Consider the following 15,420-nt stretch of genomic DNA (forward strand, 5'->3'; position numbering starts at 1 on the left):
CGATTAATATATTGAAATCACTAAGTTATTTAAAGTTTCACTCTTGCGTTTCTAAAAGCCGCCACGTATTTTCCGTGAAAATTTCAACGGCCTTATCGTCATTTACAAGGAACGCGTCATGAACGAGCTTGGGGTTCATAATCCTGCCAATGGAGTTGCGGAACTCGGACTGGGCGAGGCCTCCCGCGTCTTTTATAACCTCAACGAAAGCGAATTGTACGAAGAGGCGATCCGCAACGGCGAAGCCGAGCTGACGGCGGATGGCGCACTTCGTGCCGTTACCGGTCAGCATACGGGCCGTTCTCCGAAGGACAAATTCGTCGTCCGCGACGCTTCCACCGAAGACACTATCTGGTGGGACAACAACAAGCCGCTGTCGCCGGAAAACTTCGAGCTGCTGCGTCAGGACATGCTTGCGCACGCCGCCGGCAAGACGCTCTATGTTCAGGACCTGATCGGCGGTGCCGATGAGGAAAACGCCCTGTCGACCCGTGTCGTCACTGAGCTTGCCTGGCATTCGCTGTTCATCCGCAACCTGCTCATCCGCCCGAAGCGGGAGAAACTGGCAGGCTTCAAACAGAAGCTGACCATCATCAATCTGCCGAGCTTCAAGGCTGATCCGGCGCGTCACGGCGTCCGTTCGGAAACCGTCATCGCCTGCGATCTCACCAATGGTCTCGTCCTTATCGGCGGTACCTCCTATGCCGGTGAAAACAAGAAGTCGGTCTTCACGGTGCTGAACTACCTGCTGCCGGCCAAGGGCGTCATGCCGATGCATTGCTCGGCCAATGTCGGTCCCGAGGGTGATTCCGCCGTGTTCTTCGGCCTGTCCGGCACCGGCAAGACCACGCTGTCGGCTGATCCGTCGCGCACGCTGATCGGCGACGATGAGCACGGCTGGGGCGAACACGGCATCTTCAATTTCGAAGGCGGCTGCTACGCCAAGGCGATCAAGCTGTCGGCCGAAGCCGAGCCGGAAATCTATGCCGCGACCCGCCGTTTCGGCACCGTTCTCGAAAACGTCGTGCTGGACGAAAACCGTGTTCCGGATTTCAACGACAACTCGCTGACGGAAAACACCCGCAGTGCCTATCCGCTGCACTTCATTCCGAATGCATCGGAAACGGGCATTGCCGGTCATCCGAAGACGATCATCATGCTGACTGCGGATGCCTTCGGCGTGCTGCCGCCCATTGCCCGGCTGACGCCGGAACAGGCCATGTACCACTTCCTTTCCGGCTACACGGCAAAGGTTGCCGGCACGGAAAAGGGCGTGACTGAGCCAGAAGCTACATTCTCCACCTGCTTCGGCGCACCCTTCATGCCGCGCCACCCGGCGGAATACGGCAACCTGCTGCGTGAGCTGATCGGCAAGCATGGCGTGGACTGCTGGCTGGTCAACACCGGCTGGACCGGCGGTGCTTACGGCATCGGCAAGCGTATGCCCATCAAGGCGACCCGCGCGCTTCTGACGGCAGCCCTCACCGGCGAGCTGAAGGGTGCCGAATTCCGCACCGATGCGAATTTCGGTTTCGCCGTGCCCCTGTCGCTGGAAGGCGTCGATGCCGCGATCCTCGACCCGCGTTCGACCTGGGCCGACGGCGCAGCTTACGACGCGCAGGCGAAGAAGCTTGTGTCGATGTTCGTTACGAACTTCACCAAGTTCGAAGATCACGTCGACAGCAAGGTGCGCGATGCAGCACCGGGTCTGCTGCTTGCTGCAGAATGAATAAGCCTCGTTTATGATGAGGAGGGGAACCCGGCCTTGTGCCGGGTTCTTTCGTTTCGTGCCTTGTTTTCATTTTTCTCGATCTGTGGCATCACCGGCGCGGAGAAAAAACATGGCCAGCGCCCCGCTTTACATCAGCAACCGAATTACCATCGCCGGCTGGGAGCTGACGGAGCAATTCGTGCTTGCCGGCGGGCCGGGTGGCCAGAATGTCAACAAGGTCTCGACGGCGGTTCAGCTGTTTTTCGACATCGCCAATTCTCCCTCCCTGCCGGAACGGGTGAAGGCGAATGCCCTGCGTCTGGGCGGGCGGCGTGTTTCGAAAGAAGGCGTGCTCATGATCGAGGCGAGCCGGTTTCGAAGCCAGGAGCGCAATCGCGAAGACGCGCGTGAACGGCTGAAGGAACTGATTCTTGAAGCGGCAGCGCCGCCGCCGCCGGTGCGCAAGGCTACCAAGCCGACCAAGGGTTCCGTCGAGCGCCGCCTCAAGGCGAAATCCGGCCGGTCGGATGTCAAGAAAATGCGTGGCAAGCCGTCAGGCGACTAGGTCGCAGCTGGATGGCAAAATGTTTCGCACTTGTCATAGACCTCCAGATATCGTCTGGTAGACCTCCTACAACCAAGGAGGGTGCTATGGGTCTGTTCAATTTCATCAAGGAAGCGGGAAAGAAGCTTGGTATCGGTGGAGATGATGCCCCCGATGTCGAAGCCGTCAAAAAAGAACTCGCTTCCCACGATCTCGGCACCGACAAGGTTCAGGTCGAGGTGGTGAACGATAAGGTCGTTCTGAAGGGCGAAGTGGCCGACCAGTCGATTTTCGAAAAGGCAGTCATCGCCGTTGGCAATACGCTCGGCATTTCCAAGGTCGAGGCCGGCGAACTGACGGTGGCAGAAGCGCCGGCGAAGGAACCCGTTTTCTACACGGTCAAGAAGGGCGATAATCTCTGGAAGATCGCTGAGGCCCAGTACGGCAAGGCAAATGGTGGCAAGAACAACATCATCTTCGAAGCCAACAAACCGATGCTGACCCATCCCGATAAAATCTATCCCGGTCAGGTCCTGCGCATTCCTGACCTTGCCTAATAACGGATTTTAACCGCTGCGATGGAGATGCCGCTTTTGCGGCATCTTTCACAACTTGCGAAGCGCCACCGTGTCGATCAGGTGGTTTTTGCCCTTGCGCAGGATAAGATCGGCGCGTGGACGCGTGGGCACGATGTTCTGGCGCAGGTTCTTCAGGTTGATGTTCTGCCAGAGGCCCTCGGCAATGCTGAGCGCCGCCTCTTCGCTGATCGACGCATAGCGATTGAAGAATGAATTCGGGTCTCGGAAGGCGGTTTGTCGCAGATTCATGAACCGGTTCACATACCAGTTGTGAATGAAGTCCTCATCCGCATCGATGTAGATCGAGAAATCGAAGAAGTCGGAAACGATCGGCACTATCCGCCCGCCCGCCGGCAGGTCGCGTGATTGCAGCACGTTGATGCCTTCGAAGATGAGGATATCCGGCTGGTCGATGACAGTGAATTCGTTGGGCAGCACGTCATAGGTCAGATGCGAGTAGCGTGGCGCCTTCACATTCGGCTGGCCCGCCTTGATCGCCGAGAGGAAACGCAGCAGCGCACCGATGTCGTAGCTTTCCGGAAAGCCCTTGCGCTCCATCAGGTTTTCGCGCCGCAGCACCTCGTTCGGGTAAAGAAACCCGTCGGTGGTGATGAGATCGACCTTCGGGCTGGAAGGCCAGCGGGCCAGAAGCTCCTTCAAAATACGCGCCGTTGTCGATTTTCCAACCGCCACCGACCCGGCAATGCCGATGACGAAGGGCGTCTTGTTGACATCCGCCATGTTCAGGAAGCGGTTGCGCTGTTCGAACAGCAGCTGCGATGCTTCCACATGCGATGACAGCAGGCGCGACAGCGACAGATAGATACGCCGCACTTCGTCCAGATCAATCGGGTCGTCCAGCGAACGCAGTCTTTTGACCTCGTCGGCGGAAAGGGTGAGTGGTGTGTCGGCGCGAAACTTTGCCCATTCTTCCGAGCTGAAGAAGTGATAGGGCGAATATTCATCCGGGCGGAAATGATCGAGTGTGCTCGGCATGCCTCTCTCCCCGCTGCCTGCCTTCACATTCATGATGTCGGCCTCGCTGCCTTTTCCGCAAGTCCGGTCTGTCCGGTCCGGCGCTCCAGCTCCGCAAAGACGTCGGCAAGGGGAATGTCGGCGATCTTCAACACCACCAGCAGGTGATAAAGCAGATCGGCGGCTTCGTTTTTCAGCCCGTCGCGGTCTTTCGCGATGGCGGCGATCACGGCCTCAACAGCCTCTTCGCCCAGTTTTTTCGCCGCACGTTCCTGGCCCGCCGCAACAAGTTTGGCCGTCCAGGATTCATCGGGAGAGGCGGCGGCGCGTGTCGCGACGATGCGTTCCAGATCGGAAAGGGAAAATGCGCTCATGGAAAGGTTCCTGCAATCAGTCGAGACGCATGGCGATGCCATGCTCGGCCATGTAGCTCTTGGCTTGCCCGATCGAATAGGTGCCGAAGTGGAAAATGGAAGCGGCAAGCACTGCGGTCGCATGGCCATCGCGAACGCCGGCTACCAGATCATCCAGCGTTCCGACGCCACCCGAGGCGATGACGGGCACGCGAACCTGATCGGCAATGCTGCGTGTCAGGCCGATATCGTATCCGCTTTTGGTGCCATCGCGGTCCATCGAGGTGACGAGCAATTCGCCGGCACCGCGTTCGACCATCTTGATGGCAAATTCCACGGCGTCGATTCCGGTTGGCTGATGTCCGCCATGCGTGAAGATCTCCCAGCGTCCGTCTTCCCCGTCCTTCGAAACCCGTTTGGCGTCGATGGAGACGACGATACACTGGTTGCCGAATTTGTCGGCAGCCTGCGCGACGAAATCAGGATCTTTCACCGCTGCGGAATTGATGGAGACCTTGTCTGCACCGCAGAGAAGCAGCTTGCGGATGTCAGCCACGGCGCGGACGCCGCCGCCGACGGTCAGCGGCATGAAGCAATGGTCGGCCGTGCGCGATACCACGTCGAAAATCGTGTCGCGATTGTCGGACGAGGCGGTAATGTCGAGAAAGCAGAGTTCGTCCGCTCCCGCCGCATCATAGGCCTTCGCCGCCTCGACTGGGTCGCCGGCGTCGATAAGATCGACGAAGTTCACACCCTTGACGACTCGGCCGTCTTTTACATCGAGGCAGGGAATAACGCGGGCTTTGAGGGTCATGCGCTTATCTCCTTCGCAGCCTTGATGAGGGCGAGCGCCTCGGCAGGATCGATGCGCCCGTCATAAAGCGCGCGGCCTGAAATTGCGCCCTCTAGCTTTGCGGCATCCGGCTGCAACATGCGCTTGATGTCTTCGATGGAAGCAAGGCCGCCGGAGGCGATGACAGGGATCGACACGGCATCTGCCAGTTCGAGTGTAGAGGCCCAGTTGATGCCAGCCAGAATGCCGTCGCGATCGATATCGGTGTAGATGATGGCGGCAACGCCGGCACCTTCGAAACGTTTGGCAAGTTCGATGACGCCGAGTTCTGAGGCTTCCGCCCAGCCCTCAACAGCAACCTTGCCGCCTTTGGCGTCGATGCCGACAGCGACCTGACCGGGGAAACGCTTGCAGGCTTCGATAACCAGAACGGGATCGCGCACCGCCACGGTGCCGAGAATGACGCGGGCAAGCCCACGGCTGAGCCACGCCTCAATATGATCGAGAGTGCGGATGCCGCCGCCAAGCTGCACCGGGTTTGTCGTGGCCTTGAGAATGGCATCGACCGCTTCGCCATTCACCGTCTGGCCCGCGAAGGCGCCGTTGAGATCGACGACATGCAGCCACTCGAAGCCTTGGTCCTCGAAGGACTTCGCCTGTGCGCCGGGGTCCGTATTGTAAACGGTTGCCTGCTCCATATCGCCGAGTTTCAGGCGAACGCACTGGCCGTCTTTAAGATCGATTGCGGGAAAAAGAATCATGTCAGGGCTTCCAGCGCAGGAAATTGGAAATCAGGGCGAGGCCGAGCGTCTGGCTTTTTTCCGGGTGGAACTGCGCGCCAGCCATATTGTCGCGACCAACGAAAGCCGTCATCGCGCCACCGTAATTGGTGGTAGCTATGACATCCGCCGGATGTTTCGCCGCCAGATGATAGGAATGCACGAAATAGGCATGCAAGCCGTCAGAGCCGGTTCTGATACCGTCGAACAGGGGATGCTGATGCCGGATTTCCAGCGTATTCCAGCCAATCTGCGGGATTTTAAGCGCCGGATCGGAGGGCGTCATTTCAATGACATCGCCTTCGATCCAGCCAAGCCCCATGCTGACAGTCTTTTCGAGACCGCGCGAAGACATCAGCTGCATTCCGACGCAGATGCCGAGGAAGGGATGAGCTTTTTTCTCGACGGCTTCGATAAGCGCCTCATGCATGCCGGGCACAGCTTCGAGACCGGCGCGGCAATCGGCATACGCGCCGACGCCTGGCAGGACGATGCGGTCCGCAGATGCGACGTGATCCGGCTTATCGGTCAGGTCAATGGTTGCATTGATGCCGGCTTCGCGGGCGGCGCGCTCGAAAGCCTTGGTGGCCGAACGCAGGTTGCCAGAACCGTAGTCGATAATCGCGACGCGCATGTCAGCGCCTTCCATTCAAGTCGAAAAGAAACGATCCGGAGGGATCGTTGACGAAGTTTTTGTCACCGCTCTTCTGCGGCGAGGGGGTCCATACCGGCTGCGACAGCTGTCCCGACGACTCGGTATTTTCGGAAAGATCGGAGAAATATATCTCTTCGGCACTCGAAAGATCAGGGGCGGAAATGACCGAGGTCATCTTCCAGCCCTTGCCTATCAGGTGCCGGACGAGAAAATCGCGCCCCTCCAGTGCAGTGATGAGGGCAATGGCGACGCTGCACAAAATGCCCACCGGTTCGAATCCGGGTAACATTGATGCGAAACCGGCCAGAACGAGAACTGCAAATACGACGATCGCGGCCAGCCACAGCCGGTTTACGGCCAGCCACAGCCAGGGCGCAATAAGTGCCAGCCAGACGAAACGGTCTGCTATGAAGCGGGTCGTCTTGTGGTCCCTGTCCGGCCCGTTGGGGGCTTCCAGAACGAGATAGCTTGTCATGGGCTTCCTGACAGCTTTGGCGGTCAGGCCAGCATGCCCTTTGTCGAGGGAACGCGGCCTGCTTGCCGGGGGTCGATCTCGGTTGCCGCGCGAAGAACGCGGGCAACGGCCTTGAAGCATGTTTCGGCGATATGATGGTTGTTGGCGCCGTAATGGTTCAGGATATGCAGCGTGATGCCGGCATTCTGGGCCAGCGCCTGAAAGAATTCGCGCACAAGCTCGGTGTCGAATGTGCCGATCTTCGGCGCGGAGAAGTTGACATTCCACACAAGGAAGGGACGGCCGGAAATATCCACGGCAGCCTTGGTCATCGTCTCATCCATGGCAAGATCGAGCGAGGCGTAGCGGGTAATGCCGCGCCTGTCACCCAACGCCTTCGCGATGGCCTGGCCGATGGCGATGCCGGTATCTTCGACCGTATGGTGATCATCGATATGCAGGTCACCTTGAACCTCGATATCCATGTCGATCAGCGAATGGCGGCTCAGCTGGTCCAGCATATGATCGAAAAATCCCACCCCGGTGGAAATTGTCGACTTGCCGGTGCCGTCGATATCCACGCGCACCGAAACCGAGGTTTCGTTGGTCTTGCGGATGATCTCGCCTTTACGTTCTGCCATCTTTGGCCGCTCCGTGAAAATGTCGCCGTTCCTTATCAGCACGAGACACAAATATCCAGTTGTTCCATCGTCTTGAATGATCTGCGCAAAACAGTGCCGTGCGGGCAGGATTTGCAATCGTGAAAAGCAAACTTACATAGATGCCGAGAAGGGCCGGATGCCGGCCCGTTAACCGCAGGCCCGGTAGGGCAGACAGGTGTTTGATGACAACGATTATTACAGTCAGGAAGGGCGGCAAGGTCGTCATGGCTGGCGATGGTCAGGTAAGTCTTGGCCAGACCGTCATGAAGGGCAATGCCCGCAAGGTTCGTCGCATTGGCAAGGGTGAAGTGATTGCCGGTTTTGCCGGCGCAACGGCGGACGCCTTCACGCTGCTCGACCGTCTCGAAAAGAAACTCGAGCAATATCCCGGTCAGCTCATGCGCGCAGCCGTAGAGCTTGCAAAGGACTGGCGCACGGATAAATATCTGCGCAACCTCGAAGCCATGATGCTGGTGGCCGACAAATCCACGACACTCGCCATCACCGGTAATGGTGACGTGCTGGAACCCGAACATGGTGCGATCGCCATCGGCTCCGGCGGCAACTACGCCTTTGCGGCTGCCCGCGCCATGATGGATACGGACAAGTCGGCAGAGGAGGTGGCGCGCAAGTCGCTCGATATCGCCGCCGATATCTGCGTTTACACCAACCATAACCTCGTCATCGAAACCCTCGACGCCGAGTAAGCATATTTCTCACCCAAGGGTCCTGTGGGCCGGGCCAGAATGGCCGGCCGGAACAGGAAAGCCGAGAGGACAGAATGACCACTTTTTCTCCCCGGGAAATTGTCTCGGAACTGGATCGCCACATCATCGGCCAGCATGATGCGAAACGTGCGGTCGCGATTGCGCTGCGCAACCGTTGGCGTCGCCAGCAGCTCGATGAGAGCCTGCGCGACGAAGTGATGCCGAAAAACATCCTGATGATCGGACCGACCGGTGTCGGCAAGACGGAGATTTCCCGCCGTCTCGCCAAGCTTGCCGGCGCGCCCTTCATCAAGGTCGAAGCGACCAAATTTACCGAAGTCGGTTATGTCGGTCGCGATGTCGAGCAGATCATCCGCGATCTGGTCGAGATCGGCATTGGCCTCGTGCGTGAAAAGAAGCGCGCGGAAGTACAGGCCAAGGCGCATCAGAGCGCCGAAGAGCGGGTGCTCGACGCACTGGTCGGATCGACCGCGTCACCCGCGACACGTGAGAGCTTCCGCAAGAAGCTGCGCGATGGCGAGCTGGACGACAAGGAAATCGACATCGAAGTGGCCGACAGCGGTTCGGGCATGCCCGGCTTTGAAATACCCGGCATGCCGGGTGCCAATATCGGCGTTCTCAACCTGTCGGAAATGTTTGGCAAGGCGATGGGCGGACGTACCAAGAAGGTGCGCACCACCGTCTCGAAATCCTATACCGATCTCGTTCGCGACGAATCCGACAAGCTGCTCGATAATGACATGATCCAGCGCGAAGCGGTGAAGTCGGTGGAAAATGACGGCATCGTCTTCCTCGATGAGATCGACAAGATTGCTGCGCGCGATGGCGGCATGGGTGCCGGCGTCTCGCGTGAAGGCGTGCAGCGCGATCTTCTGCCGCTCGTTGAAGGCACGACTGTATCGACCAAATACGGGCCGGTGAAAACCGACCACGTTCTGTTCATCGCTTCCGGCGCGTTCCATGTGGCAAAGCCGTCCGACCTTCTGCCGGAGCTTCAGGGCCGCCTGCCGATCCGTGTCGAGCTGAAGCCGCTGACGAAGGAGGACTTCCGCCGTATCCTGACCGAGACGGAAGCAAGCCTCATCCGCCAGTACAAGGCGCTGATGGCGACGGAAGAACTCGATCTCGACTTCACGGACGATGCGATCGACGCTCTGGCCGACGTGGCTGTTCATCTCAACTCGTCGGTCGAGAATATCGGTGCGCGCCGCCTGCAGACGGTGATGGAGCGTGTTCTCGACGAGATTTCCTTCAACGCACCCGATCGTGGTGGCTCTGCCGTCAAGATCGATCAGGAATATGTCAAAAAGCACGTCGGCGATCTTGCCGCCGATACGGATTTGTCCCGCTATATTCTCTGAATATCTTGGAGAGCAACGACACGAGAGTGCGGCCACATTTGCCGCACTCTTTTATTTTATGGCCTTGTCTCGCATTCAGCCCCCTTTTTGTTTATGGGAAAGGCTGCATTCCGGTTGGAACCGCTTTATGGAATGGTCCGGTTTTCTCTTGGTTCGGGAGAGGTCGGCTTGAGAAAAGGCATTCGCTCGTGCGCAAAACTCTTCTGGCATTTGCCGCCGCTTTGACGTTCACCGTTGTCTCGTCTTCTTATGCCGAGGCCGCGACGGTCGTCCCGCCTGGCAATCGCAATGCCGAACAGCCGGGCATTCCGGGGGCTTCCGCACGTCGAACCAAGGGTTCCAATACGTCTTTCGAGCGTAAATACCAGAAGGTGATCGACCTCCTGTCTTCCGACAAGGCACTGATCGGCAAGATCAAGTCTACTGCCGGGCGCTACGGTATCGATCCGATCCACATGATCGGGGCGATTGTCGGCGAGCATACCTATAACGTCGACGCCTATGACCGCCTGCAATCCTACTACGTCAAGGCCGCCTCCTATGCCGGCAGCAGCTTCCGTTTCGGCTACAAGGACGAAACCATCGCGCAGTTTCTGACGCATTCGCAATTCGCCAGGTGCCAGTCGAAAAAGGATTCCTATAGCCTTTGGAACTGTCGGGAAGACGTCTGGGACGACAGCTTCCGCGGCAAGACGGTAGATGGCGTTGCCTATCCGAACAATCGTTTCAGCGCTGTATTTTTCCAGCCCTTTTATGCCGGACAGACCTTCGGTCTCGGCCAGATCAATCCGCTCACGGCATTGATGTTGTCCGACATGGTGTCGAAAACCTCAGGTTATGAGAAGCTCGACGAAAACGATGCGACCGCCGTTTATACCGCGATCATGGACCCGGATCGCTCGCTCGCCTTCATGGCAGCTTCCATCCGCAAATCGATCGACGACTACAGGTCGATTGCCGACATGGATGTTTCCAAAAATCCTGGTGTAACGTCCACGCTTTATAATGTCGGCGGATCCGCGCAGCGCGCTGCCGCTCTCGCCCAGAAAAATCGTCAGCGCGCCGCAGGTGGAGAACAGCCGCTTTTGCCGGAAGAAAACTATTACGGCTGGCTGGTGAACGATCGCATCAAGGATTTGCAGGCGCTTTTGTAGAAAAAGACGATTATCGTCGGCATTATTTCCAAAACGGAAATAATATTTGGTTGCCTCTCGCAATTGACGAGCGCCTGCCTCAGCGTCCAATCTGCGCCCTTAAGATAAAGAGGAGGCGCATGTGAGCCGCACCAATAAATTCGGTCTTTCCATTGATGACAGGCTTTATGCTTTTTTGACGGATGACGTTCTGCCGGGCACGGGTCTTGATGCAGAAACCTTCTTCGAAGGCTTTTCCGCCATCGTCCACGAGCTTTCCCCTAAGAATCGTGAATTGCTCGCAAAGCGCGACGCCTTGCAGGAAAAACTGGATGGCTGGTACCGGCAGAATGGCGCCCCGACGGATTTTGATGTCTATGAGGGCTTCCTGAAGGAAATCGGCTATCTGCTGCCGGAAGGACCCGGCTTCAAGGTCGAAACCAGCAACGTCGATTCGGAAATTGCCGCTGTCGCAGGCCCGCAGCTTGTCGTGCCGGTCATGAATGCCCGTTATGCGCTGAACGCCGCCAATGCCCGCTGGGGTTCGCTTTACGATGCACTTTACGGCACGGATGCCATTTCTGACGCCGATGGTGCGGAAAAGGGCAGGGGCTATAATCCGAAACGCGGCGAAAAGGTCATTGCCTGGGCGCGGAACTTCCTCAACGAATCAGCTCCGCTCGAAACGGCAGGCTGGTCGGATGTGACCGGATTCAAGATCGTTGACGGCCTCTTGCAGCTTGCAATCGGTGACAGCAAAACGGGCCTGAAAGATGCCGAGCAATTCAAGGGCTTTACCGGCGATGCGGAAAAGCCGGCAACGATCCTGCTTGGCAAGAATGGTCTTCACACCGAGATCGTCATCGATCCCTCGACGGAAATCGGCAAGGGTGACAAGGCGGGCATCTCGGATGTCATTCTCGAATCGGCACTGACAACCATCATGGACTGCGAGGATTCCGTTGCCGCTGTTGATGCCGAGGACAAGGTGCTGGTTTATGGCAACTGGCTTGGCCTGATGCGCGGCGACCTGACGGAGAAGGTGTCCAAGGGTGGTAACACCTTCACCCGTAGTCTCAACCCGGATCGTTATTACACCGCCCCCGATGGTGGAGCACTTACTCTGCCGGGGCGGTCCCTGATGCTGGTGCGTAATGTCGGTCACCTCATGACCAATCCGGCGATCCTTGACAAGGATGGCCGCGAGGTGCCGGAAGGTATCATGGACGCCGTCGTCACAGCGCTGATTGCGCTTTACGATGTCGGCCCCTCCGGCCGTCGCCAGAATTCCCGTGCCGGTTCCATGTATGTCGTCAAGCCGAAGATGCACGGGCCGGAGGAAGTCGCCTTCGCCAACGAGATTTTCACGCGGGCCGAAAAGCTTGTCGGCATGGCGCCGAACACCATGAAAATGGGCATCATGGACGAGGAACGCCGCACCACGGTCAACCTGAAGGAAAGCATTCGCGCGGCAAAAGACCGGGTCGTCTTCATCAATACCGGCTTCCTCGACCGCACGGGCGACGAAATTCATACCTCGATGGAAGCGGGTCCGATGATCCGCAAGGGCGATATGAAACAGGCGGCCTGGATTGCGGCTTACGAGAACTGGAACGTCGATATCGGTCTGGAATGCGGCCTTTCCGGCCATGCGCAGATCGGTAAGGGCATGTGGGCCATGCCTGACCTGATGGCCGCCATGCTGGAGCAGAAGATCGCGCATCCGAAGGCAGGCGCCAACACCGCCTGGGTACCTTCACCCACGGCTGCGACGCTGCATGCCACGCATTATCACAAGGTCGATGTCGCAGCCGTTCAGGACGACCTGAAAAGCCGGGGCCGGGCAAAACTCTCCGATATTCTATCGGTGCCGGTCGTGCCGCGTCCCAATTGGACGCCCGAGGAAATCCAGCGCGAACTCGACAACAACGCGCAGGGTATTCTGGGATATGTCGTGCGCTGGGTCGATCAGGGCGTCGGCTGCTCCAAGGTGCCTGATATCAACAATGTCGGACTGATGGAGGACCGCGCCACGCTGCGCATCTCCGCGCAGCATATGGCCAACTGGCTGCGCCATGGCGTGGTTACGCAAGAGCAGATCGTTGAGACCATGAAACGCATGGCCGCCGTGGTCGATAGCCAAAATGCCGGAGATCCGGCCTATCTGCCGATGGCGTCCAACTTTGAAGGATCGGTCGCTTTTCAGGCCGCCGTCGAACTTGTGCTGAAAGGCCGGGAGCAGCCTAACGGTTATACGGAACCGGTTCTGCACCGCCGTCGCCTCGAACTGAAGGCGAAGCAGGCGGCTTGAGGCCGACAGGCACTCCAGAGCACGTCTTGTCTGAACGCAATGTTCGACGTGCTCTACCTTAAAACCGCTATGCACTTTTACTGGGAATGCTCCAGAAACAAAAAAGCCGCCGGGAATTCCACGGCGGCTTTTTCTTTGTCTGGTATCTGATCTTACTGGATCACGACAACCTTGGTGCTGCGGCCGGGACGGACGCGGCTGTAAAGGTCGATAACGTCCTGGTTGATCATGCGGATGCAGCCGGAAGAGGCGGCGGTGCCGATCGATGCCCATTCAGGCGAACCGTGGATACGGAACAGCGTGTCCTGTCCCTTTTCGTTGAAGAGATACATGGCGCGCGCGCCGAGCGGGTTGGAAAGACCCGGACCCATGCCTGCCTCGACATACTTTGCGACTTCCGGCTTGCGGTCGGCCATTTCCTTCGGCGGATGCCACATCGGCCATTCCTGCTTCCAGGCGACATAGGCTTCGCCGGCCCAGGCAAAACCAGCCTTGCCAACGCCGATGCCGTAACGAACTGCGCGGTTGCCGGGCAGGATATAATAAAGGAAACGCTCACGCGTATTGACGATGATCGTGCCCGGCCGTTCGTTATTCTGGAATTCGACGATCTGACGACGGAACTTCTCGTTCACACGATTGATCGGGATGGCGGGCAGCGCATAGCCCGCGTCGGTCACAGGGCCGTAAACATCGTTGAAGATCTGGACGGTTTCGACCTTTGCCGGAACCGGGTTAGCGACCGGCACTGACGCCGCTACCTGGCCGGATGATTGGGATGTGGTTTCGGCGCAGCCGGCCAGAGCCAGTGCTGCCGTCAGACCGAGTGCAGTCAATGAGGTACGGATGCGCATATCGTTCTCGCGGAAAATTCGCCAAATTGTGCGAAGGAGTAGGCTTAATTGGATAAATCGGTTATTTTCCATTAAGCCGTTCTTGGCAAGCCGATACGCTGCTGCAGGACGAATGTGACTTTAAAATTGCCGGTTGATTGCCTTTTTGCAACAATAGGCCAAACGCCTCAGTAGCCTTTATCCATGACTATTCTTTCGCTTACCAACAATAATCCGTTAATCGACGGTCGCCAGTCGGACAAGGCGATGCTGGTGCGCCGCGGCGTTCAGGTGCTTTTGCACGAGATGCGACATTCGGTTTTGCCGGAACTGCCGCTTGCAAGCGGACGACGGGCCGATCTCATCAGCCTTTCGGCAAAGGGTGAAATCTGGATTATCGAAATCAAATCCTCGATCGAGGACTTCCGCGTCGATCGCAAATGGCCGGAATACCGCCTGCATTGCGACCGGCTGTTTTTTGCCACCCATCCGGAAGTGCCGGTCGAAATCTTTCCGGAAGAATGTGGGCTTATCCTGTCGGATGGCTATGGCGCCCATATGCTTCGCGATGCGCCGGAGCATAAATTACCGCCCGCAACCCGCAAATCGGTGATGCTGGATTTCTCGAGAACCGCTGCAACCCGGCTGATGCTGGCGGAGTGGACGACCGGGCGCAGCTTCGGAGAGTGATACCCGGTTCCAGACCATATCCAGACGTAAAACCGCTTCTCACTTATACTGTAAATGCTCTACTTCGGCGCGCGTTTCGCCAGAATGCGCTGCAGCGTTCTCCGGTGCATGTTAAGCCGGCGGGCGGTTTCCGAGACGTTGCGCTCGCACATTTCATAAACGCGCTGAATATGCTCCCAACGAACCCGGTCGGCCGACATCGGGTTTTCGGGCACTTCAGTCTTTTCTCCCTTGCGCTGCGTCAGCGCATTGAAGACATCGTCCGCATCGGCCGGTTTGGCAAGATAATCCAGCGCCCCAAGCTTCACGGCGGTAACGGCGGTTGCGATATTGCCGTAGCCCGTCAGGACGACAATCTGCGTATCGTCCCGGTACTGCCGGATGGCTTCGATGACCTCGAGACCATTGCCATCCGTAAGCCGCAAATCAACGACCGCATATTTGGGCGGCGCAGCCTTGGAACGGGCAATGCCTTCGCTGACCGTCTCGGCGGTATCGACGATAAATCCGCGTGTTTCCATGGCCCGGGCAAGCCGGCGCAGGAAGGGACCGTCGTCATCGACGATCAGCAGCGATCTGTCAGCTCCGATCGGGTCGTCGTCATCCGTTGTCGCGCTGATGGGGGTCTGGTCTTCTGTCGTCATGTCTCAGGCCTTTCGGCAACTTAGTCGGTTTTTTCTTCTTATCGCCGCTTCCACGTGGATGGTAAAGTCAACGGTCTCTTTTATCGTCCATAAGCGCTCGAGGCCAGATGATTGTGACCCGCGCTCCGGTTCCGCTCAAACCGCGATTTTCGAAGGTAACGGTGGCGCCGGAGCGTTCCAGCAATGTCTTTGCAATGAAAAGCCCGAGTCCCAGCC

The 15,420-nt window shown here is 58.0% G+C and carries 17 protein-coding genes and 1 pseudogene; 8 read left to right on the forward strand and 10 right to left on the reverse strand.

Annotation, left to right across the window (positions count from 1 at the left end; translation table 11 throughout):
• Window positions 1-118: 118 nt before the first annotated feature.
• From GH784_RS26585 to lysM, 3 genes are all read left to right on the forward strand, one after another.
• Complete coding sequence (locus tag GH784_RS26585) at window positions 119-1,729, forward strand: phosphoenolpyruvate carboxykinase (RefSeq protein WP_003516305.1); 1,611 nt, start codon at window positions 119-121, stop codon at window positions 1,727-1,729.
• 112 nt (window positions 1,730-1,841) lie between these two features.
• Window positions 1,842-2,276, forward strand: coding sequence for an alternative ribosome rescue aminoacyl-tRNA hydrolase ArfB (arfB, locus tag GH784_RS26590; protein ID WP_019565930.1), 435 nt, complete (start codon window positions 1,842-1,844; stop codon window positions 2,274-2,276).
• 86 nt (window positions 2,277-2,362) lie between these two features.
• The gene (gene lysM, locus GH784_RS26595) at window positions 2,363-2,812 is read left to right on the forward strand and encodes a peptidoglycan-binding protein LysM (RefSeq protein ID WP_003516300.1); all 450 of its coding nucleotides are present in this window, start codon (window positions 2,363-2,365) and stop codon (window positions 2,810-2,812) included.
• A gap of 48 nt (window positions 2,813-2,860) precedes the next feature.
• Here the strand turns inward: lysM and coaA are convergent, their stop codons facing one another.
• The 7 genes from coaA to hisB are packed head-to-tail and all read right to left on the reverse strand — an operon-like array spanning window position 2,861 to window position 7,483.
• Window positions 2,861-3,862: a type I pantothenate kinase gene (gene coaA / locus GH784_RS26600; RefSeq protein ID WP_019565929.1), complete on the reverse strand. Its 1,002-nt coding sequence runs from the start codon at window positions 3,860-3,862 to the stop codon at window positions 2,861-2,863.
• Window positions 3,859-4,182: a phosphoribosyl-ATP diphosphatase gene (locus tag GH784_RS26605; protein ID WP_003516295.1), complete on the reverse strand. Its 324-nt coding sequence runs from the start codon at window positions 4,180-4,182 to the stop codon at window positions 3,859-3,861. Before GH784_RS26605 ends, coaA begins: the two co-directional genes overlap by 4 nt.
• 16 nt (window positions 4,183-4,198) lie before the next feature.
• Entirely contained in the window at window positions 4,199-4,975 is a 777-nt protein-coding gene (gene hisF / locus GH784_RS26610) for an imidazole glycerol phosphate synthase subunit HisF (RefSeq protein WP_065705029.1), read from the reverse strand.
• Window positions 4,972-5,715 carry a 1-(5-phosphoribosyl)-5-[(5-phosphoribosylamino)methylideneamino]imidazole-4-carboxamide isomerase gene (gene hisA / locus GH784_RS26615; RefSeq protein ID WP_013635199.1) on the reverse strand — a complete coding sequence of 248 codons (744 nt, stop codon included), beginning with the start codon at window positions 5,713-5,715 and terminating at the stop codon, window positions 4,972-4,974. Before hisA ends, hisF begins: the two co-directional genes overlap by 4 nt.
• 1 nt (window position 5,716) lies before the next feature.
• Window positions 5,717-6,367, reverse strand: a complete 651-nt coding sequence (gene hisH / locus GH784_RS26620) for an imidazole glycerol phosphate synthase subunit HisH (RefSeq protein WP_065705026.1) — start codon at window positions 6,365-6,367, stop codon at window positions 5,717-5,719.
• 1 nt (window position 6,368) lies between these two features.
• Window positions 6,369-6,863: a DUF2628 domain-containing protein gene (locus GH784_RS26625; protein WP_065705024.1), complete on the reverse strand. Its 495-nt coding sequence runs from the start codon at window positions 6,861-6,863 to the stop codon at window positions 6,369-6,371.
• Between the two features lie 23 nt (window positions 6,864-6,886).
• Complete coding sequence (hisB, locus tag GH784_RS26630) at window positions 6,887-7,483, reverse strand: imidazoleglycerol-phosphate dehydratase HisB (RefSeq protein ID WP_003516285.1); 597 nt, start codon at window positions 7,481-7,483, stop codon at window positions 6,887-6,889.
• Window positions 7,484-7,686: 203 nt separating this feature from the next.
• On the opposite strand from hisB, the gene hslV reads away from it, so the two are divergent.
• From hslV to GH784_RS26650, 4 genes are all read left to right on the forward strand, one after another.
• On the forward strand, window positions 7,687-8,211 hold the full coding sequence (hslV, locus tag GH784_RS26635; protein WP_003516283.1) for an ATP-dependent protease subunit HslV: 525 nt from the start codon (window positions 7,687-7,689) through the stop codon (window positions 8,209-8,211).
• Between the two features lie 74 nt (window positions 8,212-8,285).
• Complete coding sequence (gene hslU, locus GH784_RS26640) at window positions 8,286-9,593, forward strand: ATP-dependent protease ATPase subunit HslU (RefSeq protein ID WP_003516274.1); 1,308 nt, start codon at window positions 8,286-8,288, stop codon at window positions 9,591-9,593.
• Between the two features lie 188 nt (window positions 9,594-9,781).
• Entirely contained in the window at window positions 9,782-10,747 is a 966-nt protein-coding gene (locus GH784_RS26645; RefSeq protein ID WP_003516272.1) for a DUF1402 family protein, read from the forward strand.
• Between the two features lie 121 nt (window positions 10,748-10,868).
• On the forward strand, window positions 10,869-13,037 hold the full coding sequence (locus GH784_RS26650) for a malate synthase G (protein ID WP_065705021.1): 2,169 nt from the start codon (window positions 10,869-10,871) through the stop codon (window positions 13,035-13,037).
• 152 nt (window positions 13,038-13,189) lie between these two features.
• Here GH784_RS26650 and GH784_RS26655 read toward each other — a convergent pair whose 3' ends face one another.
• A complete protein-coding gene (locus tag GH784_RS26655; protein WP_003516268.1) occupies window positions 13,190-13,891 on the reverse strand; it encodes a L,D-transpeptidase in 702 nt (233 codons plus the stop codon).
• 183 nt (window positions 13,892-14,074) lie between these two features.
• On the opposite strand from GH784_RS26655, the gene GH784_RS26660 reads away from it, so the two are divergent.
• Entirely contained in the window at window positions 14,075-14,560 is a 486-nt protein-coding gene (locus GH784_RS26660; protein WP_013635204.1) for an MmcB family DNA repair protein, read from the forward strand.
• Between the two features lie 59 nt (window positions 14,561-14,619).
• Here the strand turns inward: GH784_RS26660 and GH784_RS26665 are convergent, their stop codons facing one another.
• Both GH784_RS26665 and GH784_RS26670 read right to left on the reverse strand, forming a co-directional pair.
• Window positions 14,620-15,204, reverse strand: a complete 585-nt coding sequence (locus GH784_RS26665) for an ActR/PrrA/RegA family redox response regulator transcription factor (protein WP_003516258.1) — start codon at window positions 15,202-15,204, stop codon at window positions 14,620-14,622.
• Window positions 15,205-15,271: 67 nt separating this feature from the next.
• Window positions 15,272-15,420: pseudogene (locus tag GH784_RS26670) on the reverse strand (HAMP domain-containing histidine kinase); the annotation flags it as partial.

Origin of the sequence: Agrobacterium tumefaciens (assembly GCF_009649785.1) — a bacterium.
GTDB lineage: Bacteria > Pseudomonadota > Alphaproteobacteria > Rhizobiales > Rhizobiaceae > Agrobacterium > Agrobacterium tumefaciens.